Consider the following 23,672-nt stretch of genomic DNA (forward strand, 5'->3'; position numbering starts at 1 on the left):
GCATAGAAACTGTTGTGAGAATGTACAAAAACAGAGCATATAAATTGTGCAAAAGGCAGAAATAGAAAATAGATCTATAAATAGAATTGCATTTCGTACAAAACGTACATATAATTAATGCAAACGGTTGCATGGAATAATGCAACAAACAGAGGCGTGCCACAGGATGTGATGGTATGCAGGGAGATCTAAAAGAGAAATTTAAAGGTGGAAACGAAAGGAAAGAAGAAATTCAATCTCAATTTTGATTTGCTTCAGAAATTAGGTAAAGTTCTGATGACGGTTATCGCAGTTATGCCGGCAGCAGGATTGATGATCAGTATCGGTAAGCTGGTACAGATGGCAGGAGCGGATCTTTCTATCGTAATGACAATCGGAAGTACGATGGAGAAGGCGGTGGAGCAGTGAAAGATGCCAAACGTCTGGATTACATTTTCTGTAATACGCAGAAAAAAGTAAAGTCATCGAAAGTGGTATGTAATGGTAAGAATTACCCGGTAGTATCCGATCATTATGGAGTAATGATCGAGGTAGAAGATTAAGAGGAGGAAGATAAAATGAGCGAAAGAGCAGCAGGTATTTTAATGCCGATCAGTAGTTTGCCGTCAGAGTACGGAATTGGTTGTTTTTCAAAAAGTGCGTATGAATTTGTAGATTGGCTCAAAGGAGCAGGCCAGAGTTATTGGCAGATTCTCCCGCTTGGACCGACCAGTTATGGAGATTCTCCATATCAGTCCTTTTCTACATTTGCAGGAAATCCGTACTTTATCAGTCTTGATAAACTGATCGAGGAAGGTGTTCTGACACGTGCAGAATGTGAGAAAGTAAACTGGGGAAAAGCAAAGGGTTCTATTGATTACGAGAAGATTTATAAAGGACGCTATCCACTGCTTCGAAAGGCTTATGAGAGAAGTAAGATCAGTGAGAATCCGGAGTATCAGAAATTCGTGAATGAGAATAGCTGGTGGCTGTCAGATTATGCACTGTTCATGGCTGTAAAAGGAAGATTTGACAATGTAGAGTGGACAAAATGGGCAGAAGATATCCGTCTCCGTTGGAAATGGGCAATGGATTATTACAGAGAGGAACTGTATTATGATATTGAATTCCAGCAGTACATGCAGTTTAAATTCCACGAGCAATGGATGAAATTAAAGGCATATGCAAATGAAAATAGAATCAAGATCATTGGAGATATCCCGATCTATGTTGCAATGGACAGTGCGGATACCTGGGCGCATCCGGAACTGTTTCAGTTAGATGAGGAAAATGTTCCGACAGCTGTAGCCGGATGCCCGCCGGATGGATTCTCTGCGACAGGACAGCTGTGGGGAAATCCGCTGTACCGTTGGGACTATCATAGAGAGACAGGATATTCATGGTGGATTTCAAGACTGCATTATGTATTCCAGATGTATGATGTTGTCAGAATCGATCATTTCCGTGGATTTGATGAATACTTTTCAATTCCGTATGGGGCAGAGAATGCGATCGGAGGACATTGGGAGAAAGGTCCTGGAATCGATCTGTTCCGCAAAGTGGAACAGGCACTTGGATGGAAGCAGGTTATTGCCGAAGATCTTGGTTATGTGACAGATTCTGTTCGTGAGCTGGTCCGCGAGAGTGGTTTTCCGGGAATGAAGGTTCTGGAATTTGCATTTGATTCCCGTGACTCAGGTTGTGCGAATGATTATCTTCCACATAACTACCCGGTGAACAGTGTGGCTTATACAGGAACTCATGACAACGAAACAATCGTTGGATGGTGGAGCAGTATCACAAAAGAGGAGCAGAAACTGGCGAGAGATTACATGTGTGACCAGTACACACCGGAAAGTGAACTGTATAAATCTCTGATCAGCCTGATTATGCGAAGCAGTGCAAAGCTGTGTGTTATTCCGATGCAGGACTATTTAGGACTTGGAAATAATTGTCGTATCAACACTCCGTCTACGGTAGGAAAGAACTGGAAATGGAGAGTGAATACGAGACAGTTATCATTGAAATTGCAGAAGGAAATCCAGGAGATGACACTCAGATATGGAAGAATGAACTGGGAGACAGTCGAGTAGGATTCTAAAAAATAAGATTTTATGAAAAAGAGACGGAGATTTCTGATTACAAAATGTCAGAAACCTCCGTCTTTTAGTTCTCTTTAAATAGTTGTTTTTAAGCTACAGTTTTTTCCTCAACGTCCAAAGTGCAACAATCAGTGTCAATATCTCAGCTGCCGGTACTGCCAGCCAGATTCCATTTAATTCCAAGAACCTTGGAAGAACTGTCAGGAAAAGAAGCAGCAGTGCAAAGGAACGAAGGAAAGTAATCATACCTGAGATATATCCTTTGCCATATGTCATCATACGGATTGCTGCGAAGATATTGATTCCTGAAAATAAGAATCCGAGTCCATATAAGCGCATTCCGGAAACTGCCATGTTAAAGACTGTGCTGCCGGGAGATGCAAAGAAACGCACTCCAATTGGTGTCAGCAGATAAGTGCATCCGTAGAGAATGATCGGTGCAATCGCAAAGAAGCGATAAGCGTACTTTTCTAAAACACGACAGACAGAGAAATTTCTGTCTCCGTAAGCATATCCTAGTGGCGTTGATAGTCCCATAGAAAATCCAAAATAAATTCCGATACATAAGAACTGTAAATACATGATGATTGAAACAGCAGCAACGCCGTCTTCTCCGGCGAAAAGTAGGGCACTTCGGTTAAAGATAACGGTTGTGATCGCAATCGCAAGCTGGTTTACGAATTCAGAAGTTCCGTTGACCATGCTATGAAATGCTTCCTTTATAGATAATCCGTGGAATGTAAAATGAAGGAAGTTCGGATGTGTTACAAAGTAAACCACTCCCATTACAAAAGAAAGCAGCAGGCCGAGGAAAGTTGCAAGTGCGGCACCTGTAATTCCCATATGGAGCTGTCCGATAAAAATGTAATCGAAAACAATATTAAAAATCCCTCCGGAAAGTGCTGTCAGAAAACTGTACGTCGGAGAACCGTCAACACGGATGAAATAAGTGAACATCTCTTTTCCAACCACGATCGGAGCACCGAACAGCCACCAGTAGATATAAGCTTTACAATCTTCCATCAACAGTGAGGTTGCACCAAGCATCTGCAGGATGAGTGGCAACCGGAAAAGAATAAGCGCAGAGACAAGAGCGCCAATGACAATGGCAGCAGCCATGCTTACCGAGAAAGTCCGGCTGGCTTCGTCATTTTTCTTTCCACCGATATGAAGAGCAGCAAGCGCACTTCCGCCTGTCGCAAAGGCAAGTGCGATACCGTACAGAATATTTACAAGCGGATAGACAACGTTGATCGCAGCGAGTGCATTTGTTCCAACATAAGCAGAAACAAAGATTCCATCAACGATCGTATAAACTGTAGTAAATAATGAGGTCAGATAAGTTGGAATGATAAAGCGTAATAATTTCTTTAATCGAATCTCATCTACCGAACGAAATATAAGAGTTTTTTCCATAAGGAAGCCTCCTTGTTAAAAAAATATCTTAGTATAGGATAAACCTTAAAGGTACTTGAAGGTCAATAAAAAGATTGCTAAAATACAAGTAGCAAGATGTCGGTATCTTCATGAACGATGAAGAGAAAAAGATCATCTAATCATCAAGAGGAGGCGGAAAATATAGCTTTGGAATTTCAAATAGGAGAGATATCCCATTTCTTTGACATTCCCGCATCTACATTGCGCTATTGGGAAGAGATGCAGGTTCTATCACCGAACAAAGGGGAGACAAGTCATTATCGGGAGTATGCGGTAGAAGATCTGATGACAATTTCTGATGTGATCTTTTATAAAAATCTCGGATTTCAGTTAAAGCAGATTCGAGAGATGAAATCCAATACACCGAAACAACAGGCAAATCTGTTTGAACAGAAGTTATCGGAGCTTGAACAGGAACAGGAACTGCTAAAACTTCGAATGAAAAAACTGCAAAGGCATATTGAGGCGGTGAAGACGTTGGAAAAATTGAGACAGACGCCTTATCAGGAAACAGAGATCGATACGGAGTGCATTGTCTCTTTTGAGTTGATTGAGCAGGAGAAGTTACTTCAATATATTGAAGATCCGTATCTTTATTCCCGCGTACAGCATACGGACACGCTGCAGCAGGAACAACGTGGTCTGACTGTCTTGCCGGACGCGAGCAATGTGTTTGACGAGTCACATATTATCTGGCGTAAGCATGGCGGCAGATATATGACATTTCTTATGAAAGAAGAAGTTGCCGAGAATTATCCAAATGACTTGCAGAAACATATAGAATATCTACAGCAATATCATAAAACAGGGGATGTGATCAGTCGCTTTCTACTCTGCGCACAGGAAGACGGTAAGGTATATGATTTCTATAAGACCTTTGCAGAGATTTGCTGATCATTATGAATAAGAAGAAACGATACTAGCGTGGAAAAATATGCAAAACATAGAATTCACAAATAAATCAAAAAATGGGATTGAAATTCGCAGAAACAGTGACTATAATTTTTTAGTTAGTAAGAGAAGTAATGAGTGGATGAAAGACGTCTAAGGAGGAGTTAGATATGAGCAATCAGGAGAATGTATTTGAAACAATTTTAGCACCTATGACCGGTACAGCAGTAGCAATCACAGAAGTGCCGGATCCTATTTTTATAGAGAAGATTCTTGGAGATGGAATCGCAATCGTTCCGACAGAAGGTAAGGTTGTAAGCCCGGTTGACGGAACTGTATCAAAAGTAGCAGAGACAGGTCACATTTATGCTGTTACTTCCGATAACGGAGTAGAAGTTGTGATACATGTCGGACTTGAGACAGTCGCACTGAATGGAAAATGTTTCCAGATCCATGTGAAAGAAGGAGACAAGGTAAAAGCAGGAGATCTTCTTGCAGATGCAGACCTTGAGTTTATCAAAGAAACAGGACGTAATTCCATCACACCGATCGTCATCGGTTCAAGCCTTGAAGGGAAAGAGCTTGTATGTGAAGAGGGAGAAGTTCAGGCTGGAAAAACTGTTATTATGGAAATCAAGCAGAAATAAGAAGTCTGAAGATATTGTTCCAGAATCGATTTAGCTTAGAAGGAAGGTTATAGTATGAAAGAAGAAAGATACTCAATCATATTCAGCAGCAAAACAGGAAATACAGCAGAGCTGGCAAATGCGATTCGTGATGCATTGCCGCAGGAGAATTGTGATTATTTCGGAACAAGCGAAATCGAAGAACCGGTATCGGAAATGCTTTACATTGGTTTCTGGACAGACCAGGGAAATGCAGATAAATCCGCATTGGAGTTATTGCAAAGAATAAAGAATAAGAAAGTCTTTCTGTTTGGAACAGCCGGGTTTGGTGAGAATGAGGCATATTTTCAGAAGCTTCTGAATAATGTTAAGAGTTCTATGGATGAAAGCAATCAGGTAGTTGGTGAGTATATGTGTCAGGGAAAGATGCCGCAAGCGGTGAGAGACCGTTATGTGAAAATGAAAGAGCAGCCGGATCATATGCCGAATCTTGATCTGCTGATCGCAAATTTTGACCGTGCTTTATCACATCCGGATAAGAAAGATCTGGATAAGTTGAGAGAGCTGGTTAGAGGATAGAAAAGTAAAGAAAATTTTGTTTGACTTTTAATAAAACAGGAAATATAATAACTACAAACGAGTAGCATGTAAGCGTAAATCCAGTTTACCGGCTGCTCGTTTTCTTATTAAAATAGAAGTAACTGTTCAGAGGCAACCTCCAAAATGCTACGCATTTCGTCGGTGTGGCGTATCCGCCAAATAAAATTTCAAAAACAGTCTTAAAAATGCAAGCATTTTACACCTGTTTTATGAAATTTTGCTTGGCTCTGAACAGTTACAAATAGAATATCGCCATGAAAAAGTGTGTAGCCTGTCAGCGTAAGTCCAGCTTATAAGACAAGGTGCGCACTTTTTTTGTGCAGAAAAGAGAGGAGTTAAAACAAAATGGTGGAAAGCAACAAAATGAAGGATATGCCGGTGAATAAGCTGATGGTCCAGATGGGAATCCCGATGATCTTATCTATGGCATTGCAGGCGGTCTACAATATTGTAGACAGTGCATTTGTAGGAAATATGAGAGTGGGCAGTGAGGCAGCATTAAATGCATTGACACTGGTATTCCCGGTTCAGATGCTTATGGTAGCAGTGGGAATCGGAACAGGTGTCGGAACCAATGCACTTCTGGCAAGAACGCTTGGCCAGGGGAATAGTAAAAAAGCAGCAAAGGTGGCCGGAAACAGTCTGTTCCTGGGAGTGATCATTTATGTGGTTTGTTTATTGTTTGGCATCTTTGAAGTGAAAGCATACATTTCATCCCAGACAGTAGATGCAGAAGTTTTTCAGATGGGTGTCAGTTATCTGCGGATATGCTGCGTGATTTCTTTTGGAATTATTTTCTTCTCTTTATTCGAAAAGTTATTACAGGCAACAGGACGATCCCTTTATTCCACAATCGGTCAGGTGGTCGGAGCAGTTGTAAATATTATTCTTGATCCGATCATGATCTATGGTATTGGACCTTGCCCGGAAATGGGAGTGAAAGGCGCGGCCTATGCAACGGTAATTGGTCAGGTAGCGTCCGCAGTATTGCTGTTCATTTTCCATATAAAATTGAATAAAGAGTTTGAGCATGGGGTGAAATATATGAAGCCGGATGGCGGTGTTATAAAAGAAATCTATGCAATCGGACTTCCGGCGATCATTGCACAGGCATTGATGTCGATTATGGTTTATGTAATGAATCTGATCCTGAAGTTCAATCCGTCAGCACAGACAGCATATGGTTTGTTCTATAAGGTGCAGCAGTTTGTTCTCTTCCTTGCATTTGGTCTGCGTGACGCGATCACTCCGATCCTTGCATTTGCTTATGGAATGAGAAGTAAGAAGAGAATAAAGGATGGAATCAAATATGGTCTGATCTATACGATTGCATTAATGATTCTTGGAATTGCTATTACAGAGATTTTCCCTGGGGCGTTCGCGACACTGTTTAATGCAGGACAGTCAAGAGAATATTTTATCGGAGCAATGAGGGTAATCTCAGTCAGCTTTCTGTTTGCCGGAATTAATGTTGCTTATCAGGGTATTTATCAGGCATTGGACGGTGGTGTGGAATCATTGGTAATTTCGCTTTTGAGACAGCTTATCATTATTCTGCCACTGGCCGGAATTTTTTCGATATTTGTCAGAAATGGCCAGATGGGAGTTACATTAATCTGGTGGGCATTTCCGATTACTGAAATAGTGTCATGTTTTGTGGGATATATGTTCTTAAAGAAAATCAGAAAAAATAAAGTTGATGTTTTAAGTTAAGGAGGAAGCGGAGATGAAAAAAAGAATTATTACAATCAGCAGAGAATTCGGAAGCGGCGGACGTTTTATCGGAGAAGAAGTAGCAAAGAAACTTGGAATTGCTTATTATGATAAAAATATCATTAATGACATTGCAGAGAAGTCCGGTTTGTCACCGGAGTATGTTCAGAAAAATGCGGAATTATCTCCGAAAAAAGGCTTGTTTGCATATGCATTTGCTGGACGTGATATCACAGGAAAATCAGTAGAAGACATGGTGTATGAGGCACAGAGGAAAGTTATTTTAGAACTGGCTGAAAAGGAGCCTTGCGTGATCATTGGAAGAAATGCAGATTATATTCTGAAAGACCGGGATGATGTACTGAATGTATTTATCCATGGGGATATGCCGGAAAAAACACAGCGAATTATGGGGTTATATAATGTAGAAGAAAAGGAAGCTGTCAAAATGATGGCAGATACAGATAAAAGGCGTATGGCGAATTACAATTTTTATACGGATCAGAAATGGGGAAAAGCCAGCAATTATACGTTGTGTCTGAATAGTTCCAAGCTTGGGTACGACAGATGCGAGAAGATAATTATGGAATGTATATGACTGTGAAAATACATTCCGAAAATAGTTTGTTATAAAAAGGTAAAACATGAGCAAGAAAGGATGTGAGTCATAGAAATGTGACTTACGTCTTTTCTTATATTGTGCTGGAGAGGAATTTTTGAAAAAGCTTACTATTTGTGAAATGGGAAATACATTTTATGAAATAAAAAAATGACATTACATATTTTGTGATAAGATGTGTTCAGTAAAGAAACTATAATATAATGATACAAGGAGATGATAGGAATGAAACAGCAGGTATTTAATCCATATCTGCCAAGCTGGGAATATATCCCGGATGGAGAACCCTATGTGTTTGGAGATCGAGTATATGTCTATGGCTCTCATGATTCCTTTGGAGCGCCGATTTTCTGTGTGAAGGATTATGTTTGTTGGTCTGCACCTGTGACAGATCTTTCTGATTGGAGATATGAAGGTGTTATATACAGAAAAAATCAGGATCCTTCTAATAAATTAGGAATTCGCTGTTTGTATGCACCAGATGTTACACAGGGACCAGATGGAAGATACTATCTCTATTATGCCTTCGACTTCATGGGTGAGATGGGAGTTGCTGTCTGTGATACTCCGGCAGGCAAGTACGAATTTTACGGACATGTTCATTTTAAAGATGGACATGTATGGGGAAAAAAGAGTGGGGAACCATTTCCGTTTGATCCGGGGATATTGGTAGATGATGATAAGCGAGTATATCTTTATTCCGGATTTGCTACTAAGGTTCCGGCTGTTGCTTCCAGAGGACGTAATCTGACCAATGAAGGCGGAGTTGTTCTGGAACTGGAACAGGATATGATTACAATCAAATCCGGCCCAGAACTTCTATTTCCTACAAAAGGAAAAAAGGGTGCTTTTCAGGATCATGCTTTTTTTGAAGCAAGTTCTATACGAAAAGTGGATGGAAAATATTGTTTTGTATATTCATCAGAACACAATCATGATCTTTGCTACGCAATGGCAGATTCACCTAAAGGTCCATTTACTTATGGAGGCGTTCTGGTAGATATTGGTGATCTTTATTTGAATGGAAATGAAGATGAGACACATGCCTCTAATTATTTAGGAAATACACATGGGGGAATGCTTCAGATAGAAGATCAATGGTATATCTTTTATCATCGACAGACAAATCGTAGTTCTTATGCAAGACAGGCATGTGCAGAAAAACTGGAACGTAGAAATGACGGAGGCTTTCAGCAGGCAGAAATTACAAGCTGTGGCTTAAATCAAGGAGCGTTGAAAGGGATAGGAGCTTATGAAGCAAGAATAGCTTGCAATTTGTGGTCGATAAATGGAACAGGACGATATGATGGAAAGTCATCGAAACAAAAATTGAAAGATCATCCTTATTTCACGCAGAGTGGAAAAGATCGAGAAAATAATGGAGATCAGTACATTGCAAATATGAAGAATGGGTCGGTCGCTGGTTTTAAATATTTCGAAATGGGAGAGGCAAATCAGATCGGAATTACTATACAGGGGAATGCAAAGGGAACAATGCAGGTTTCTGACAAATCTGATTTTGAAAATATTTGTGCAGAGATTGAAGTGAGTAACAGAGAGAAAGAAATGCATACTTATAAAGGTGCCTTAAACATCCCAAGAGGAAAAAGAGCATTATTCTCCAGATTTCAGGGAAAAGGTACAGTAGACTTTCATTTTTTTGAACTGATGAAAGATTAAAACTGGAAGAAAGAGAAATAGTAAAAGGAAGCAAACATTTAAGAAGCAGTCCTACTATTTGCTTTCACAAGCAATGGACGGGGACGAAAAAGCGATTGAACTGATAAGGATTGAAAATGAGATTGCAAGACTAGATAGTATGGTGTTAAATGCTTGAGGCTTATAAAAAGAAAAATTAGTGTCAAATTGGTGTCAAAAAGAAAAAATCACAAAAAAATTAGCACTCACCTATTGATAATGGAAGTCGATTTTTGTCCTGTCTTGTGTATCCCGGAAGTGCCTGTTTTACAGGCTTTCCGGGGCATCAGTCATTTTGTCTGGTATTGTAAAGCAGTGTCAGATTTGTCGTAAATGTCGTAAATTTGTGGTCAAAAAATGATGAGAAATGGAGAGTGCTAATAAAATGAAATTAACGTATACAAATGTAAATGGATATCTGATCCCGAATCTCACCTATAAATCCGGTGAGCAGATGGAGCAACTTGGCAAGTATGGTTTTCTTCGCAGAGATTATCTGAAAAACCATCGAAATTCAACCTATCAGGTGATGCTTCTGCAGGATACGATTGGAGAGCATCTTCTGGAAGTGGACAAGGCAGCCAGGGAACGGGAAGAAGTGATTCTGAAACAGTTGGAAGAAAAAGAACTACTGCCGGATAAGGAGAAAGATCAGATGGCATGGGTAAGAGCTGCCAATCAGCACAGAGCGATTGCAGAAGAGATTATCCTGAAAGAATTGATTTATGTATAAGGATTGCCAGTAACTAATCTGGCAGGTAACTGATAAAAATAGAATATTGTGAGCGAAGTAAGACGTGAGTCATAAGATATGGCTTGCGTCTTTTTCTTTTGAACTGGAAAGGAGGATGGGAGCATGGCACAGATTTTTCGTGTAGAGAGAACTAAGAATTTTACGGTAATGAGTAATCATCATTTCAAGAATAAGAATCTGACATTGAAAGCGAAAGGTCTATTATCGCTGATGTTAAGTTTGCCAGATGACTGGAATTACAATATGCAAGGACTGGCAACATTGAGCAGAGATGGGATTGATTCTGTTCGTTCTGCAATTAAGGAATTAGAGCATCATGGATATGTGGAACGTCATAGATTGCGTAATGAGTATGGCTTTTATGGCGATACCGAATATATTATCCGGGAAGTTCCATTAGGAGAAGAAAATGATTAAGTGGAGAAGAGAAGTGCCTAAGGGTAGATAGTCCAATTTTGGACAATCAGGTCATAGGAAATTTCTATCTCCGGACATCAGAAAATAGGAAAACCAGATATGGTAAATCCCATACTGGACAAATCGTTGCTATTAATAATCTATGTTACTAAATATGAATTATTAAAGAATCAGTAAATAAAATATCCATCTTATCAATTCACGTAAGTATTAATAGGATTGGATAAGAAAAGAAAGAATGAGGTATGATTATGAGAATGATGAAAAATAACAGAAATGAAACAGTTATGGTGATCGGGATTGATCATGGTTATGGAAACATGAAAACAGCTACCAGATGCTTTCCATCCGGTGTAGCCAGATATGACAAGGAGCCAATCTTCCAGAATAATCTTCTTGTTTACAATGGCATGTATTACCAGATCGGAGAGGAACACAAGGAGTTCTGTGCAGAGAAAACGCAGGACGAGGACTATTATGTGCTGACACTGGCGGCTATCGCAAGGGAACTGGATGGGAAAGGTATGAACCGGGCAAAGGTACACATTGCAGCCGGACTTCCACTTACCTGGGTAGCTACACAGAAAGAAGATTTCCAGAAATATCTTCTCCAGAATGAATGTGTGGATTTTACATTCCGCAATAAAGAATATCATGTAGAGTTTGCAGGAGCTGATATTTACCCACAGGGATTTGCAGCAGCTTTTTACCGTTTACAGGATTTTAAAGGAATCAACATGCTTGTGGATATTGGAAACGGGACAATGAACATCATGTATATCAATAATTCCCGTCCATTAGAGAAGAAATGCTTTACAGAGAAATATGGAACGCACCAGTGTGTGCTTGCAGTCAGGGAATCTTTGTTGAAAGAACTGGGAACAGTGGTGGATGATCTGGTGATTGAGCAGGTGATCCGTACCGGGACAGCAGATATTGGTGAGAAATATCTGACAGTCATTCGTAAAGCTGCCGGAGATTATACGAAAGAAATCTTTCATAAGCTGAGAGAACGGGAATATAATCCAGAACTGATGCGTCTGTATGTGGTCGGCGGTGGCGGTTGTATGATCCAGAATTTTGGAGAATATGACAAGAGCCGGGTGACAATTGTACGGGACATCTGTGCCACAGCGAAAGGCTATGAAGCAATGACCGTAAGGAAAATCCAGAGAAACGGAGGGATGCTTGTATGAGAAAAGAACGGAAAATCATCAACACAAATATCCGTTTGAATCTTTGTGATGAACAGGACAGGCAGGCATGGGAATATTTGCAGACGATGGACAGGGAAAAATATAAATCGTACACCAGAGCAGTTGTAGTTGCTTTAAACGATTATTTTTCCAGAGAGTACAGGAATGAAGCAGATCCGTATCTGGAAACCAGAGAAAAGGAAGATGCTTTTCTAGAAAGAGTGGAAACAGCTGTCCGGGATGGAGTGAAAGAATCTGCCCCGATGGCTATAGCGAAGAATCTGATGGAAATGCTTGTACCGTTTGTAAAAGAATCGGTAGGAGAAATTAATCTGCCAGACAGAACACTAACAATGGAGAAAACGGATGGAGAGATCGCAGAAGATAATCTGGACTGGGAGAAAGAAGCTGATATGGATGCAGCATTGGATTTTGCAGACAGTTTTTAGATAGTTATGAAATAGCAGTAACAGGAAAACAGACTGACAGTAAGGAATAGCTTTACAAAAACAGAATAGCAGAAAAAGACAATGGCAGTGATTACATTTCAGACATTATGAATTGGAGAAATGTTTATGACTGCTATTTTTATGTCTTTTAGCAGAAATGGAAAGAGATCCAGAAAAAGAAAGACAGAAATAACAGGATAATATAACAGAAAAGCGTTGGTAGATGGGTGGATTGAACAAGCAAGGCGAAGAAAAGAATAGAGTGCCGGATACGGCACATGATTGTCCGATTCTTTGCATCGGAGTGATGCATGAACAGCCTGTTTCAGAAAGAGAAAATCTATCGGAATGGGAGCTTTTCTCTTTCTTCCACAGTCTGTCCCTGCACCACAAAACCACCGTCATCTCCATTTTGATCTGATAACGTAGGGTGGAAAATATGGCTTGGTGGGTGTCGGTTCAGTGGTGGGGAGATGACAGGCAAGTTTCGCAAAGTGGCAATCCACTATGCACCGGAGCCAGCCTTTGGGCTGTCCCTAAACTTGCCAGAGGGCTCCGCCCCTTGTAACCCCAGCACGTCAATGGCGTAAGTATTCCTGCGAAATGTCCACCGGACATTCCTACGGAACACTTACTGATTGACTAGGGTTTCACCCTGCACCCACCAAAGGGGCGTTGCCCCTTATGGAATCCCTGTAAATTTTAGCCGAAACGCTGTGTCTGTTGATAAAGAATGAAAATGAAGCAAGGAAGGAGACAAAAGCCTATGAGAAAACGAAATCATACAGTAACCATACGGATGAATAACGAGGAATATAATCTGCTTCAAAACAAAGTGAAAGAATCCGGAAGAACACAGCAGGAAGTTGTAATAAAAGCAATCGCAGATTTGAAGATAGCTTCTACAGAGGAAGTGGAAGAACTGAAAAGATTGAACCAGCTGTTTGCAGATATTCTCAGTCAGCTTCGTGGAGCTACTACAAATATTAATCAGATTGCAAGAAAGCTGCATACAGATGGAGAAGTTCCAAATGATAGTACGTTGTATTTCCTCAATAAAAATATTCTTAAGTACCGGAAGGAGAGTGAAAAGATATGGCTATTAATAAGACGATTAATAAGCGGACAAATACGCATGGAGCAATGAGAAACTGCATCGAATATGTTTTGCGACAGGACAAGACCAACGAATTATTTACCTGTGTAACAGGCCCGTACTGTCATGACGAGATCAATTATGATCTAGTGTACAGAACATTTTTAGAGGAAAAGAAGTTATGGGATAAAGATTCTGGGAGAATGTACGCTCACAACATTATTTCTTGGCATAAGGACGAGCAGATTACTCCGGAGCAGGCATTAGAATTTGGGAAGGAGTTTGCAGAAAATTGGTTTAGTGGATTCCAGACCTTAGTGGCTGTGCATAAGGATAAAGATCATATCCACTGCCATCTGGTTACTAATTCAGTGAGTTATGAAGATGGAAGAAAACTGCATAACACCAAAAAGGATCTGGAGCGTATGAAACAGCTTACCAATCAGATGTGCCGAGAACGTGGCTTGTCCGTTGCTGAAAAAGGAAAACATTTTGATGGAAGTCAGATTGAAAAAGGGGAAGTCATTGCATGGAGCAAAGACAAATATAACCTGTTCCGACAGCAGGTAAAGGACAGCTTTGTAGCGGACTGTGCAATGGCAGTATTAAAGGCAATGGAAAATTGTATCAGCAAAGAAAAGTTTATAGAAAAAATGAAACAGTTTGGATGGAATGTAAACTGGTCAGAGAAACGGAAGCACATCACTTTTCAGAACCAGGACGGGAAGAAGGTGCGAGACAGCAATTTGTCAAAAACATTTCATCTGGATATCAGCAAGGAGGGATTGGAAAATGAATTTAATGGAAATTACGAAAGGATACGAGCCGAAGCAGAACGAACAAACGGATCAGACGAAGAACTCGCTGTATACTACCGACAAGTGGAAGTTGCTTGCGAAGGAGCAGGCAGAAACGGTGGAGAGGGACGAATTACAGGTGAGAAATCAGAAGATGAACGAGTTTATCCAGAAATTTCAGGAAAGGACACACAAGCTGAAAATGGAAAAACAGAATCTATTCTTCGAGAATCACGAAATGCAAGACGAAATTCGGAAATTAAACGACGAAATTCATCGTTTGACAACCGAACTGTCCGAAACGCAGAAGCTGAATCAATCGCTTCAGAAGAACAACGACGATTTGAGGAACAGAAACGGATTGAAGAGCAGGAGCGAGCAAGAGCAGCTCGAAGAAGAAATAAAAGACGTTCGGGACCAGAACGCTAAATTGCAGATACAGGTTAATAAATCATCTGTGCAAGCTGTTGATGAGGCATATAGAAAACAAAAAGAAGCAGAAAAACAATTACAGTCATTAAAGTATCAAGCGGAACAGAATAGAAAGATAGCTGAGAAGGAAGTGCAAAAACTGAAAAAAAGAATAAAATTGCAATCAGAGAAAATAAACGAGATAAAATTTTTCTGTGGAATCGGATATATAGTGGCATTTGTACTTTCAGCTTGTCTTGTTAAGATGTGTTTCTTGTGATTTTAAATGCGATATTTCAGAATTAAATTTTGATTTTTGATGGATTAGATTGTTTGAAACGCATTTTTGTGATATGATGATAAATACCATGTGAACAGATATTTCAAGCAAATAAGATTGAGGTGAAAAAATGGCAGTTAGTTACAAGAAATTGTGGAAATTGTTAATTGATAAAGAAATGATGAAGAAAGATTTGCGTGCAATGACAGGAGTTAGTACAACAACGATGTCTCGATTATCAAAAGATGAAAATGTAAGTACAGAGATTCTGTCAAAGATATGTTCTGCTTTGAATTGTGATGTGGGAGATATCATGGAATTTGTTCCTGATAAAAAAGAGGAGCAGTAAGGAGGTACGGGAACATGGATCATTCTTATCCTTATATTGCGTCTTTGACCAGAGAGCCGTTCCTTTTCTACGAAATGCGTTCTACCGCAAAGCTAATGGTAGAAGGAATTTCCAATGATGCGATTGTAAAAGAAATTGTAGAGCAGAATCTCTTCCAGTACCCAACGGAAAAATCTATCACACGCATGGCGAAAGCCTGCATCAAACGGCTTCATGCTCTGGAAGATGATTCTCTGGTTTCTGCGATTGCGTCACAACCAACTGATGTAGCAAAACAGATTTGTCTGTATGCGTTAATGAAGCAAAGCCGACTGGTCTGGGAATTTATGCTGACCGTCATTGGCGAGAAGTACAGATTAAGGGACACGTCTTTTGGTAAGATTGATTTGAATACATTTTTTATGCGCTTGCAGGAGCAGAATGATACCGTGGCTTCCTGGAGCGATAGTACAATAACAAAGTTAAAACAGATTATTGCCAGAGTGCTTGTCGAAACAGAATATCTCGATAATCTCAAGGCAGATCATTTGAATCCAGTATGGCTGCATCCTGTTTTGGAAAATGCCATCAGAAGCAATGGCGATATGACAATACTGCCGGCGTTTAATTGCTTTGTGTAGGAGGTAACCCGATGAGTGAAATAAAAGAGCGCCTGGACAAAGTTCGGGCATTGATCCAGGAACCGGAGTTCCTGGAAGGCAAGGGACTGAGCAATGAAGTGAATATCAGAATCTTTTGTTATGAACCTGAAAATGAAATGGTTGTCCGCCATTTTGTGAATCAGCTGGAAACTGATCAGTCCTTAGATTGCCATTTGATCGTTTGTAATTTATATAAAACATTTCTCTCTATCTGCGATGATATGGACATCACAGATGCAATTCCAGATATGGAAGAAGCTGACGGGAGTGCTTATCTTCTGGAGCAGCTGAATTCCGCAATCGGCAATGGAGAGTTCATTGATAAAATTCAGTATGAGCCACACGAACCAGGTGATGTGCTGATGTTGACAGGTGTAGGCGAGGTGTTTCCATTTATGAGAATCCATACGTTACTGGAAGCCTTGCAACCGTATTTTTCGGATGTTCCGATTTTGGTTATGTATCCGGGTGAGTTCGATGGTCATCATGTAAAACTGTTCAATCGTCTGACACCAAATGATTATTACCGGGCATTCAATGTCATAGATTAAGGGGGATAAAACCATGATGATTCGAGATATGTTTGCGGATGACATCAACCGCAAAATCAATGGTGTAATTAAAGTAGATCAGGCTGCTGATGATGTAATCGAGCAGGAGTTAAATGAATATGTCATTACCAGAGAATTGAAGAAACACTTCATCACTTTCTTCAACTATTATGGAGATGCCTTTGACCAGCCTACGGCTGATATGGGGGTTTGGATTTCTGGTTTCTTTGGAAGTGGTAAATCTCACTTTCTGAAAATGCTTTCCTACCTTCTGGAAAATAAAGAGGTAAAAGGTATTCGGAGTGTAGAACGTTTTCGTAAAAAGTTTGAGGACGATCCGGCAACCTTTATGCTGATTGACCGTGCTACAAAGGGAACAACGGAGACAATTCTGTTTAATATTGATATTGAGGGATTCAGCAATAAAGATAAGACAGCTGTACTTCGTGTTTTTGCGAAGATGTTCTATAACCATCTGGGATTTTACGGAGAAAATCTGAAAGTTGCCATGATGGAGCGTTATATCGACCAGCAGGGAAAAACGGAGGAGTTCCGCAGAGTCTTTGAAGAAAAGAAAGGCAAGTCCTGGATGGAAATGCGCCGTGCCTTTGCATTCAATGGAAAGTTTATTATTCCGACTTTAATGGAAGTTCTGGATATGAGTGAGGACGATGCCAAGGCATGGTTCAATGATAAAACTGCAACAGAAATATCTATTGCTCAGCTTGTGGAAGATATGAAAGCCTATGTGGATACTAAACCAGCGAACTTCCGTCTGCTGTTTATGATCGACGAAGTTGGTCAGTATGTCGGCACAGACACCGATATGCTTTTGAACCTCCAGTCTTTGACAGAAAAAATCGGAAGTGAGTGTGAAGGAAAGATTTGGGTGATCTGCACCGGACAGGAAGCGATTGATGAAATCATCAAAGTTCGTGCCGATGAGTTCTCCCGTATTCAGGCTCGTTTTAAGACAAGACTGAGTTTATCATCTTCCTCTGTGGATGAAGTCATCCAGAAACGTATTCTGAAAAAGAAACCAGAAGCAGCTAAAAATCTGGAAGATGTTTATGAGCAGAATGATTCTGTTCTTCGTAACCTGTTCAGCTTTAACGGTTCCATTCTGGATATTAAAGGTTATTCCGGCCCAAGGGAATTTACCGAGAACTTCCCGTTCGTGCCGTATCAGTTTATCATCATGCAGAAGGTATTTGCTGAAATCCGGAAACATGGAAATTCCGGTAAGCACCTGTCTGGTGGTGAGCGTTCCATGCTGTCCGGTTTCCAGGAAGCTGCACAGAAAATTCAGGAGAAGGATGAATACGCACTTGTTCCATTCTTCCGTTTTTATGATACCGTACATACTTTTCTGGATGGTTCAATCCGTCGTGTAATTGAGCGTTGTCAGAAAGCAGCCGACAACGGCGATGGCATCGAACAGCAGGATGTGGATGTGCTGAAACTTCTGTACTTGATTCGATATATTGATGATATTCCTTCTAATTTGGACAATATCGTTATCCTTATGGCAGACGATATTCGTGTGGATAAGATTATCATGCGTGAAGCTGTCCGTGGATGCCTTGATCGTCTGATGAGCCAAAACTATATCGGCAGAACCGGTGATACTTATAACTTCCTGACTGACGAAGAACAGGACATTCAGCGTGAAATTAGAGATACAAATGTGGATACCGCTTCTATCGTAGAGCGTATTGCTCAGATGATTTACGGTGATATTTTCACAACTAAGAAGTTCCGTTATGGAAAATATGACTTTGCCTTCGACCAAATGGTAGATGGTATTACTGTCGGTGTGGCAACAGGCGGTATGCGTCTACGTTTCCTGACTGTTGCTACCGATGCTATTGAAAAAACGGATTATCGTCTGATGGCAGAATCCAAAGGCAACGAAGCAATCGTGGTCCTGGCTGACACACCTTACTATGAATCTCTGGAATCTGCTATGAAAATTCGCAAGTATGTAAAGCAGAGAAATGTAAGCCAGCTTCCAAAAACTGTGCAGAAAATCATAAGTGACCAGCAGGACGAAGCCGGAAAATATGAGCTGAGTGCCATGAGCGAATTGCAAAATGCCATCGAGGGGGCACAGTTCTATGTAGACGGTGAGCATCTGGAAATCAAAGCCGGAAATGCAAAGAGTAAGATTGACCAGTCACTTGAATATCTGGTTGCCCATGTGTATAGCAAGCTCGACTTGATTACAGATAATGCAGGCAGTGATGCAGATATTATTGCGATTCTGACAGGTGCGGTAACAGCACTTCCGGGCATGGAACCGAACCGTGATGCTGCTTCTGCCATGGAAGAATATCTGGAAATGCAGGATGCAAAAAAGCTGCCGACTTCTATGGCAGATGTGCAAAGCAAATACAGTGCGATTCCGTATGGATGGAAAGAAATTGATATTGCTGCGGTTGCGGCACAGCTGATTTATTCCCAGAAAGTAACCATCAAGTATGCAGGCAATACCATTCAGCCGGATGACCCGAAGTTGCCGGATATGCTCCGCAAAAAGAGTGAGATCGGAAAGACTTCCATCAGCAAGCGTAAAACCATTTCTGCTATGATGATGCGTGATGTAAAAGCGATGCTCCGAGAGTATTTCGACATCATGGATGTACCGGACGATGAAGATGGCCTGATTCGCTTTGTGACGGAGAAGTTTACCGAGCAGCGTGATTACTATGCTTCTTTGGATGCTCGTTATGACGGACATAAATACCCGGATCGTGCATTGGTACAGGAAGCCATTCATCTGATGGACGATGTACTTTCACAGAAGAAAGACAATATTGCTCTGATTGAGCGTGTGCTGAAAAAAGAGGATGCTCTCTTTGATAATAAAGAAGCCATGAGCAACGGCATTGAAAACTTCTTCAAAACTCAGGTAACAGTGTTCGATCAGGCAGTACAGTTTGAAAAATCTCTGCATGATGATCTTGATTGTATCGCAGAAAATGAGGAAGCACACAAGGCACTGAATACCATTCGTTTGATTATCATGGTTCAGACCGGAAGTAAGTTCAACTATAACCGGATTCGTGAACTGAATCCGCTGATGGATACTGTTCGTACAGCTCATGACAAGATGTTGGAAGAAAAACGTGTTGAGATTCTGGAAACAGTTCGTCAGTGTATGGAAGCAACCCACACTGCTGCAAACGGCGATTCCAAGGCATCCCATCTGATTGAAAAATCAGACCGGTATTTCAGCCAGTGCAAGGAAAAAATCGCAGAATTAAAAAGCCTTGCCCTTCTGGATGCCATGTTTCTGCCAATGTGTCAGTACAAGGATGATACAGTCGATAATATTGAATCCGTTCTGGCTCCGCCTGTACCGAAGCCACAGGTACAGCCGACACAGTCAGGAAAAGAAACTGCTCCTGTAAAGAAGAAAGTGGTTCGTGCCTATAACCGTCAGGTTGTATTTCAGGCAAAGACCTTACAGACGGATGCGGATATTGATGATTATGTAGAGAAAATTCGTTCTCAGCTGAAACAGTTGTTGAAGAATTGCGACGAGATTAAGCTGAACTAACGAGGAGAGACGAGTATGGATAAGAATGCGATTAAAAAATTTGCTGTCTGGGCAAGAACAGAGCTGATCGCCCGTGTTTCCCTAAAAGGTGTGGAATACGGTATCACAGAGGATAACATTGAGGATGCCAATGCGGACAGTGTTGGCGGCAAAGTCCTCACTGCCGATGAAAAGAAACAGCGTCAGGCTCTGATTGCCGAGATTAACGATAAAGGATATAAGCAGGTCATGGAAGAGGTTGCCTATACTTGGTTCAATCGCTTCTCTGCTCTGCGATTCATGGAAGTCAACGGCTATCTTCCTTCTCATGTGCGTGTATTTACGGACGAGGAAAACAACTTTAAGCCGCAGATTATAACCGAAGCCATTCATCTGGATTTGGATGGACTCAATATGGAAAAAGTCTATGAGCTGAAAGATGCAGAAAAGACCGAAGAACTGTATAAATACCTACTGACTGTGCAGTGCAACGCTCTGAATAAAATTTTGCCGGGAATGTTCCAAAAGATTGCCGACTACACAGAGCTTCTTCTGCCGGACAATCTGCTCCGTGAAGGCAGTGTCATTCAGCAGATGATTGAGCTGATACCAGAGGATGATTGGAAGGATGCTGTCCAGATCATCGGCTGGCTGTATCAGTATTATAACAGCGAGAAAAAAGACGATGTTTTCGCAGCTCTGAAAAAGAATGTGAAAATCACCAAGGAAAATATCCCTGCAGCAACCCAGCTTTTTACACCGGACTGGATTGTTCGCTACATGGTAGAGAACAGCCTTGGTCGTCTGTGGCTGGAAGGACACCCAGATGCCAAAGATCAGCTTCTTCCTACCGAGGAAGAACAGTCTGCCTATGCTGCTGGAAACCGTGACATGGAAGATACCAAATGGCACTACTATCTGGAAGAAGCTGAGCAGGAGCCGGAAGTGCAGGCACAGCTTGCAGAAATTCGTAAGGAATACGCCGCACTGACACCGGATCAGCTGAAAGTCATTGACCCATGCTCCGGTTCCGGTCATATCCTTGCATATATGTTTGACGTACTGATGAAGATTTATGAATCCTACGGCTATACCACCCGTGAAGCGGTGGCAAGCATTGTAGAGAACAATCTTTACGGTCTGGATATTGATGACCGTGCGGCACAGCTGGCTTACTTTGCGGTAATGATGAAAGCACGTCAGTATGACCGCCGCTTCTTCAGCCGTGGCATTCAGCCCCATGTGTACGCTATTGTGGAGAGCAACCATGTAGATAAATTTGCGATGGACTATTTCTGTAATGGCGATATGAAGCTCACAGTTGCTATGGACACCATCATTAAAGAGCTGCATGATGCAAAGGAATACGGCTCTATTCTGACCGTAACACCGCAGGATTGGTCTGCACTGTATGATCGTTTTGCAGAGATTACAGAAGATATAAATATGTCCCGTGAGACGGCATTGAGAGAGTTACTGCCGTTGGTGCAGGTGGCGGAAGCATTGGCACAGAATTATGATGCAGTTGTAACGAATCCGCCGTATATGGGTGCGTCAGGAATGTCGGGAAAATTATCTTCTTTTGTAAAGAAAAAATATCCAGATACGAAATCGGATATGAGTACAATCATGATGGAACGAACATTAGAAATGAGTACGAGCCATGGTTATATTTCTATGATAAACATTCCAGTATGGATGTTCTTGTCCAGTTATGAAAAAATGCGAAATACAATGCTTCGTAACAATATGATCGTTAATATGGTTCACCCAGGACGAGGAATTTTCGGATCGGATTTTGGCACAACAACGTTTGTTATATCTAAAACATATATTAAGAACTATGTGGGGCGATATTATAGATTATTTGATAGCCAGGGCGAAGTTCATGGTGTAGAGGAACGTAGGAACGCTTTTTTACACAGAAAAGGATTACATACCATTCAACAAGAAGATTTTATGAAGATTCCTGGAATGCCAATAGCCTATTGGTTACATCGCCAAATATATGAGATGTATGGAAATTACAAAACCATGACAGAAATTGCTGCTCCTAAAGTTGGCATGCAGACATCGAATAATGATAGATATTTAAGACTATGGCATGAAGTGGATTTTTCTGAATTTAATGGCTCCAGTTATGGACTAAAGTGGATTAAATATTTGAAGGGAGGAGCTTACAGAAAGTGGTACGGTAATTTAGAATATCTTTTGTTTTATAATAAAACACCGGATTTTATATTGCAGCAAAAAAATGCCAGAGTGTTAGATTTGGATTTCTTGAAAAAGAAAAAATGCACATGGACAGATTTAACTATTAGCAAAAATAGTTTCCGTATAGCACCAGATGATACATTTTATGATATTTCTGGTCATTGTTTCTTTCCAAAAGAAGAAGATCAATTATGGCTTTTGGGGTATGCCAATACGTCAATATTTGCAGAATTGCTTAAAGTATTTAATTCTACAATTCATTGTCAAGTTGGAGATGTTGGGAAAATTATTGTACCAGATATTGGAGATCAGAAAAGCAAAGTTTCCGCTTTGGCAGGAGAGAATGTTGATTTTTCAAAAAAGGATTGGGATTCCTTTGAAACCTCATGGGATTTCCAGCACCATCCGTTACTTCGCAACGTTCCTACCATTGCCGAAGCCTTTGACCAGTGGCAGACTGAATGTGATGACCGCTTCAACCAGCTGAAATCCAACGAGGAAGAATTGAACCGTATTTTCATTGACATTTACGGTTTACAGGACGAACTGACACCAGAAGTTGAGGATAAGGATGTTACTGTCCGCAAAGCTGACCTTGGCAGAGATATTCGCTCTTTCATTTCCTATGCGGTTGGCTGTATGTTTGGTCGCTACTCTCTGGATGTGGATGGTCTTGCCTATGCAGGCGGCGAATGGGATGCCAGTAAGTGTGTTTCTTTTGCGGTTGATAAGGATAACATTATCCCAATTTGTGACGATGAATACTTTGAGGATGATATTGTTGGTTTGTTCGTGGAGTTTGTGAAAACCGTTTACGGTGCTGATATGCTGGACGAAAACTTGAAATTCATTGCCGATGCTCTGGGTGGCAAGGGTCAGCCGAAGGATGTGATTCGGAATTATTTCCTGAGTGACTTCTACTCCGACCATTGCAAGATGTATCAGAAACGCCCGATCTACTGGTTGTTTGACAGTGGCAAAAAGAATGGCTTCAAGGCACTGATCTATATGCACCGCTATCAGCCGGACACCATTGCCCGCATCCGTACCGATTATGTGCATGAGCAGCAGGCTCGTTACCGCACTGCCCTTGCCGATCTGGAACAGCGTATTGCCAATGCGTCCACTGGTGAGCGTGTGAAGCTGAATAAAAAGCTGACCACTTTACAAGCACAGGATACTGAAATCAGAACCTACGAGGAAAAGATTCATCACCTTGCCGACCAGATGATTTCTATTGATTTGGACGATGGCGTGAAGAAGAATTATGCAATTTTTCAAGATGTGTTGGCTAAAATAAAGTAAGTAAGG

The 23,672-nt window shown here is 41.0% G+C and carries 22 protein-coding genes; 21 read left to right on the forward strand and 1 reads right to left on the reverse strand.

Annotated features, from left to right (window positions below; all coding sequences use genetic code 11):
• Positions 1 to 207 precede the first annotated feature (207 nt).
• From LI126_RS00310 to malQ, 3 genes are read left to right on the forward strand one after another with little or no spacing between them, the layout of a single operon-like run.
• On the forward strand, positions 208 to 408 hold the full coding sequence (locus LI126_RS00310; RefSeq protein ID WP_255651131.1) for a hypothetical protein: 201 nt from the start codon (positions 208 to 210) through the stop codon (positions 406 to 408).
• Positions 405 to 542, forward strand: a complete 138-nt coding sequence (locus tag LI126_RS00315) for a hypothetical protein (RefSeq protein WP_226901283.1) — start codon at positions 405 to 407, stop codon at positions 540 to 542. Before LI126_RS00310 ends, LI126_RS00315 begins: the two co-directional genes overlap by 4 nt.
• Positions 543 to 557: 15 nt before the next feature.
• A complete protein-coding gene (gene malQ / locus LI126_RS00320; protein WP_227164608.1) occupies positions 558 to 2,072 on the forward strand; it encodes a 4-alpha-glucanotransferase in 1,515 nt (504 codons plus the stop codon).
• Positions 2,073 to 2,174: 102 nt separating this feature from the next.
• On the opposite strand, the gene LI126_RS00325 is transcribed toward malQ, so the two are convergent.
• Positions 2,175 to 3,497 (reverse strand): MATE family efflux transporter, encoded by a 1,323-nt coding sequence (locus tag LI126_RS00325; RefSeq protein WP_055147173.1) that lies wholly within the window; start codon positions 3,495 to 3,497, stop codon positions 2,175 to 2,177.
• Positions 3,498 to 3,665: 168 nt separating this feature from the next.
• Here LI126_RS00325 and LI126_RS00330 point away from each other — a divergent pair, with 168 nt between their 5' ends.
• From LI126_RS00330 to pglX, 18 genes are all read left to right on the forward strand, one after another.
• Positions 3,666 to 4,412 carry a MerR family transcriptional regulator gene (locus tag LI126_RS00330; RefSeq protein ID WP_226866077.1) on the forward strand — a complete coding sequence of 249 codons (747 nt, stop codon included), beginning with the start codon at positions 3,666 to 3,668 and terminating at the stop codon, positions 4,410 to 4,412.
• 167 nt (positions 4,413 to 4,579) lie between these two features.
• On the forward strand, positions 4,580 to 5,056 hold the full coding sequence (locus LI126_RS00335; protein ID WP_055147167.1) for a PTS sugar transporter subunit IIA: 477 nt from the start codon (positions 4,580 to 4,582) through the stop codon (positions 5,054 to 5,056).
• A 54-nt stretch (positions 5,057 to 5,110) separates the two neighbouring features.
• The gene (gene bilS, locus LI126_RS00340; protein ID WP_227164609.1) at positions 5,111 to 5,614 is read left to right on the forward strand and encodes a flavodoxin family protein BilS; all 504 of its coding nucleotides are present in this window, start codon (positions 5,111 to 5,113) and stop codon (positions 5,612 to 5,614) included.
• Between the two features lie 366 nt (positions 5,615 to 5,980).
• Positions 5,981 to 7,348: an MATE family efflux transporter gene (locus tag LI126_RS00345; protein ID WP_227155608.1), complete on the forward strand. Its 1,368-nt coding sequence runs from the start codon at positions 5,981 to 5,983 to the stop codon at positions 7,346 to 7,348.
• A 13-nt stretch (positions 7,349 to 7,361) separates the two neighbouring features.
• Positions 7,362 to 7,946 (forward strand): cytidylate kinase-like family protein, encoded by a 585-nt coding sequence (locus LI126_RS00350; RefSeq protein ID WP_227155606.1) that lies wholly within the window; start codon positions 7,362 to 7,364, stop codon positions 7,944 to 7,946.
• 246 nt (positions 7,947 to 8,192) lie between these two features.
• On the forward strand, positions 8,193 to 9,647 hold the full coding sequence (locus tag LI126_RS00355) for a family 43 glycosylhydrolase (protein WP_227155604.1): 1,455 nt from the start codon (positions 8,193 to 8,195) through the stop codon (positions 9,645 to 9,647).
• Positions 9,648 to 10,050: 403 nt separating this feature from the next.
• A complete protein-coding gene (locus LI126_RS00360; RefSeq protein WP_118447473.1) occupies positions 10,051 to 10,398 on the forward strand; it encodes a TnpV protein in 348 nt (115 codons plus the stop codon).
• Positions 10,399 to 10,521: 123 nt separating this feature from the next.
• Positions 10,522 to 10,836 (forward strand): helix-turn-helix domain-containing protein, encoded by a 315-nt coding sequence (locus LI126_RS00365; protein WP_019162573.1) that lies wholly within the window; start codon positions 10,522 to 10,524, stop codon positions 10,834 to 10,836.
• A 251-nt stretch (positions 10,837 to 11,087) separates the two neighbouring features.
• Complete coding sequence (locus tag LI126_RS00370) at positions 11,088 to 12,032, forward strand: ParM/StbA family protein (protein WP_182438813.1); 945 nt, start codon at positions 11,088 to 11,090, stop codon at positions 12,030 to 12,032.
• On the forward strand, positions 12,029 to 12,481 hold the full coding sequence (locus LI126_RS00375; protein ID WP_026649311.1) for a hypothetical protein: 453 nt from the start codon (positions 12,029 to 12,031) through the stop codon (positions 12,479 to 12,481). Before LI126_RS00370 ends, LI126_RS00375 begins: the two co-directional genes overlap by 4 nt.
• A gap of 766 nt (positions 12,482 to 13,247) precedes the next feature.
• Positions 13,248 to 13,628, forward strand: coding sequence for a plasmid mobilization protein (locus LI126_RS00380; protein ID WP_118699093.1), 381 nt, complete (start codon positions 13,248 to 13,250; stop codon positions 13,626 to 13,628).
• The gene (locus LI126_RS00385) at positions 13,577 to 14,803 is read left to right on the forward strand and encodes a relaxase/mobilization nuclease domain-containing protein (RefSeq protein ID WP_187307067.1); all 1,227 of its coding nucleotides are present in this window, start codon (positions 13,577 to 13,579) and stop codon (positions 14,801 to 14,803) included. Before LI126_RS00380 ends, LI126_RS00385 begins: the two co-directional genes overlap by 52 nt.
• A 1-nt stretch (position 14,804) precedes the next feature.
• Entirely contained in the window at positions 14,805 to 15,065 is a 261-nt protein-coding gene (locus LI126_RS00390; RefSeq protein WP_118447470.1) for a hypothetical protein, read from the forward strand.
• A gap of 130 nt (positions 15,066 to 15,195) precedes the next feature.
• Entirely contained in the window at positions 15,196 to 15,414 is a 219-nt protein-coding gene (locus LI126_RS00395; RefSeq protein ID WP_002578407.1) for a helix-turn-helix domain-containing protein, read from the forward strand.
• Between the two features lie 14 nt (positions 15,415 to 15,428).
• On the forward strand, positions 15,429 to 16,034 hold the full coding sequence (locus LI126_RS00400) for a DUF1819 family protein (protein ID WP_118447469.1): 606 nt from the start codon (positions 15,429 to 15,431) through the stop codon (positions 16,032 to 16,034).
• Positions 16,035 to 16,045: 11 nt separating this feature from the next.
• A complete protein-coding gene (locus tag LI126_RS00405; RefSeq protein WP_118447468.1) occupies positions 16,046 to 16,606 on the forward strand; it encodes a DUF1788 domain-containing protein in 561 nt (186 codons plus the stop codon).
• A 13-nt stretch (positions 16,607 to 16,619) separates the two neighbouring features.
• Complete coding sequence (brxC, locus tag LI126_RS00410; RefSeq protein WP_118699091.1) at positions 16,620 to 20,168, forward strand: BREX system P-loop protein BrxC; 3,549 nt, start codon at positions 16,620 to 16,622, stop codon at positions 20,166 to 20,168.
• A gap of 15 nt (positions 20,169 to 20,183) precedes the next feature.
• On the forward strand, positions 20,184 to 23,666 hold the full coding sequence (gene pglX / locus LI126_RS00415; RefSeq protein WP_118447466.1) for a BREX-1 system adenine-specific DNA-methyltransferase PglX: 3,483 nt from the start codon (positions 20,184 to 20,186) through the stop codon (positions 23,664 to 23,666).
• The last annotated feature ends 6 nt before the right edge of the window (positions 23,667 to 23,672 follow it).

It is taken from the genome of Mediterraneibacter sp. 210702-DFI.5.30 (genome assembly GCF_020560115.1).
GTDB lineage: Bacteria > Bacillota > Clostridia > Lachnospirales > Lachnospiraceae > Mediterraneibacter > Mediterraneibacter faecis.

Coding starts and splice junctions, on each gene's coding strand:
- LI126_RS00365 (WP_019162573.1), top strand. CDS start 10,522: ATGGCACAGATTTTTCGTGTAGAGAGAACTAAGAATTTTACGGTAATG.
- LI126_RS00335 (WP_055147167.1), top strand. CDS start 4,580: ATGAGCAATCAGGAGAATGTATTTGAAACAATTTTAGCACCTATGACC.
- LI126_RS00325 (WP_055147173.1), bottom strand. CDS start 3,497: ATGGAAAAAACTCTTATATTTCGTTCGGTAGATGAGATTCGATTAAAG.
- brxC (WP_118699091.1), top strand. CDS start 16,620: ATGATGATTCGAGATATGTTTGCGGATGACATCAACCGCAAAATCAAT.
- LI126_RS00395 (WP_002578407.1), top strand. CDS start 15,196: ATGGCAGTTAGTTACAAGAAATTGTGGAAATTGTTAATTGATAAAGAA.
- LI126_RS00350 (WP_227155606.1), top strand. CDS start 7,362: ATGAAAAAAAGAATTATTACAATCAGCAGAGAATTCGGAAGCGGCGGA.
- bilS (WP_227164609.1), top strand. CDS start 5,111: ATGAAAGAAGAAAGATACTCAATCATATTCAGCAGCAAAACAGGAAAT.
- LI126_RS00355 (WP_227155604.1), top strand. CDS start 8,193: ATGAAACAGCAGGTATTTAATCCATATCTGCCAAGCTGGGAATATATC.
- malQ (WP_227164608.1), top strand. CDS start 558: ATGAGCGAAAGAGCAGCAGGTATTTTAATGCCGATCAGTAGTTTGCCG.
- LI126_RS00345 (WP_227155608.1), top strand. CDS start 5,981: ATGGTGGAAAGCAACAAAATGAAGGATATGCCGGTGAATAAGCTGATG.
- LI126_RS00380 (WP_118699093.1), top strand. CDS start 13,248: ATGAGAAAACGAAATCATACAGTAACCATACGGATGAATAACGAGGAA.
- LI126_RS00370 (WP_182438813.1), top strand. CDS start 11,088: ATGAGAATGATGAAAAATAACAGAAATGAAACAGTTATGGTGATCGGG.
- pglX (WP_118447466.1), top strand. CDS start 20,184: ATGGATAAGAATGCGATTAAAAAATTTGCTGTCTGGGCAAGAACAGAG.
- LI126_RS00400 (WP_118447469.1), top strand. CDS start 15,429: ATGGATCATTCTTATCCTTATATTGCGTCTTTGACCAGAGAGCCGTTC.
- LI126_RS00360 (WP_118447473.1), top strand. CDS start 10,051: ATGAAATTAACGTATACAAATGTAAATGGATATCTGATCCCGAATCTC.
- LI126_RS00385 (WP_187307067.1), top strand. CDS start 13,577: ATGGCTATTAATAAGACGATTAATAAGCGGACAAATACGCATGGAGCA.
- LI126_RS00405 (WP_118447468.1), top strand. CDS start 16,046: ATGAGTGAAATAAAAGAGCGCCTGGACAAAGTTCGGGCATTGATCCAG.
- LI126_RS00375 (WP_026649311.1), top strand. CDS start 12,029: ATGAGAAAAGAACGGAAAATCATCAACACAAATATCCGTTTGAATCTT.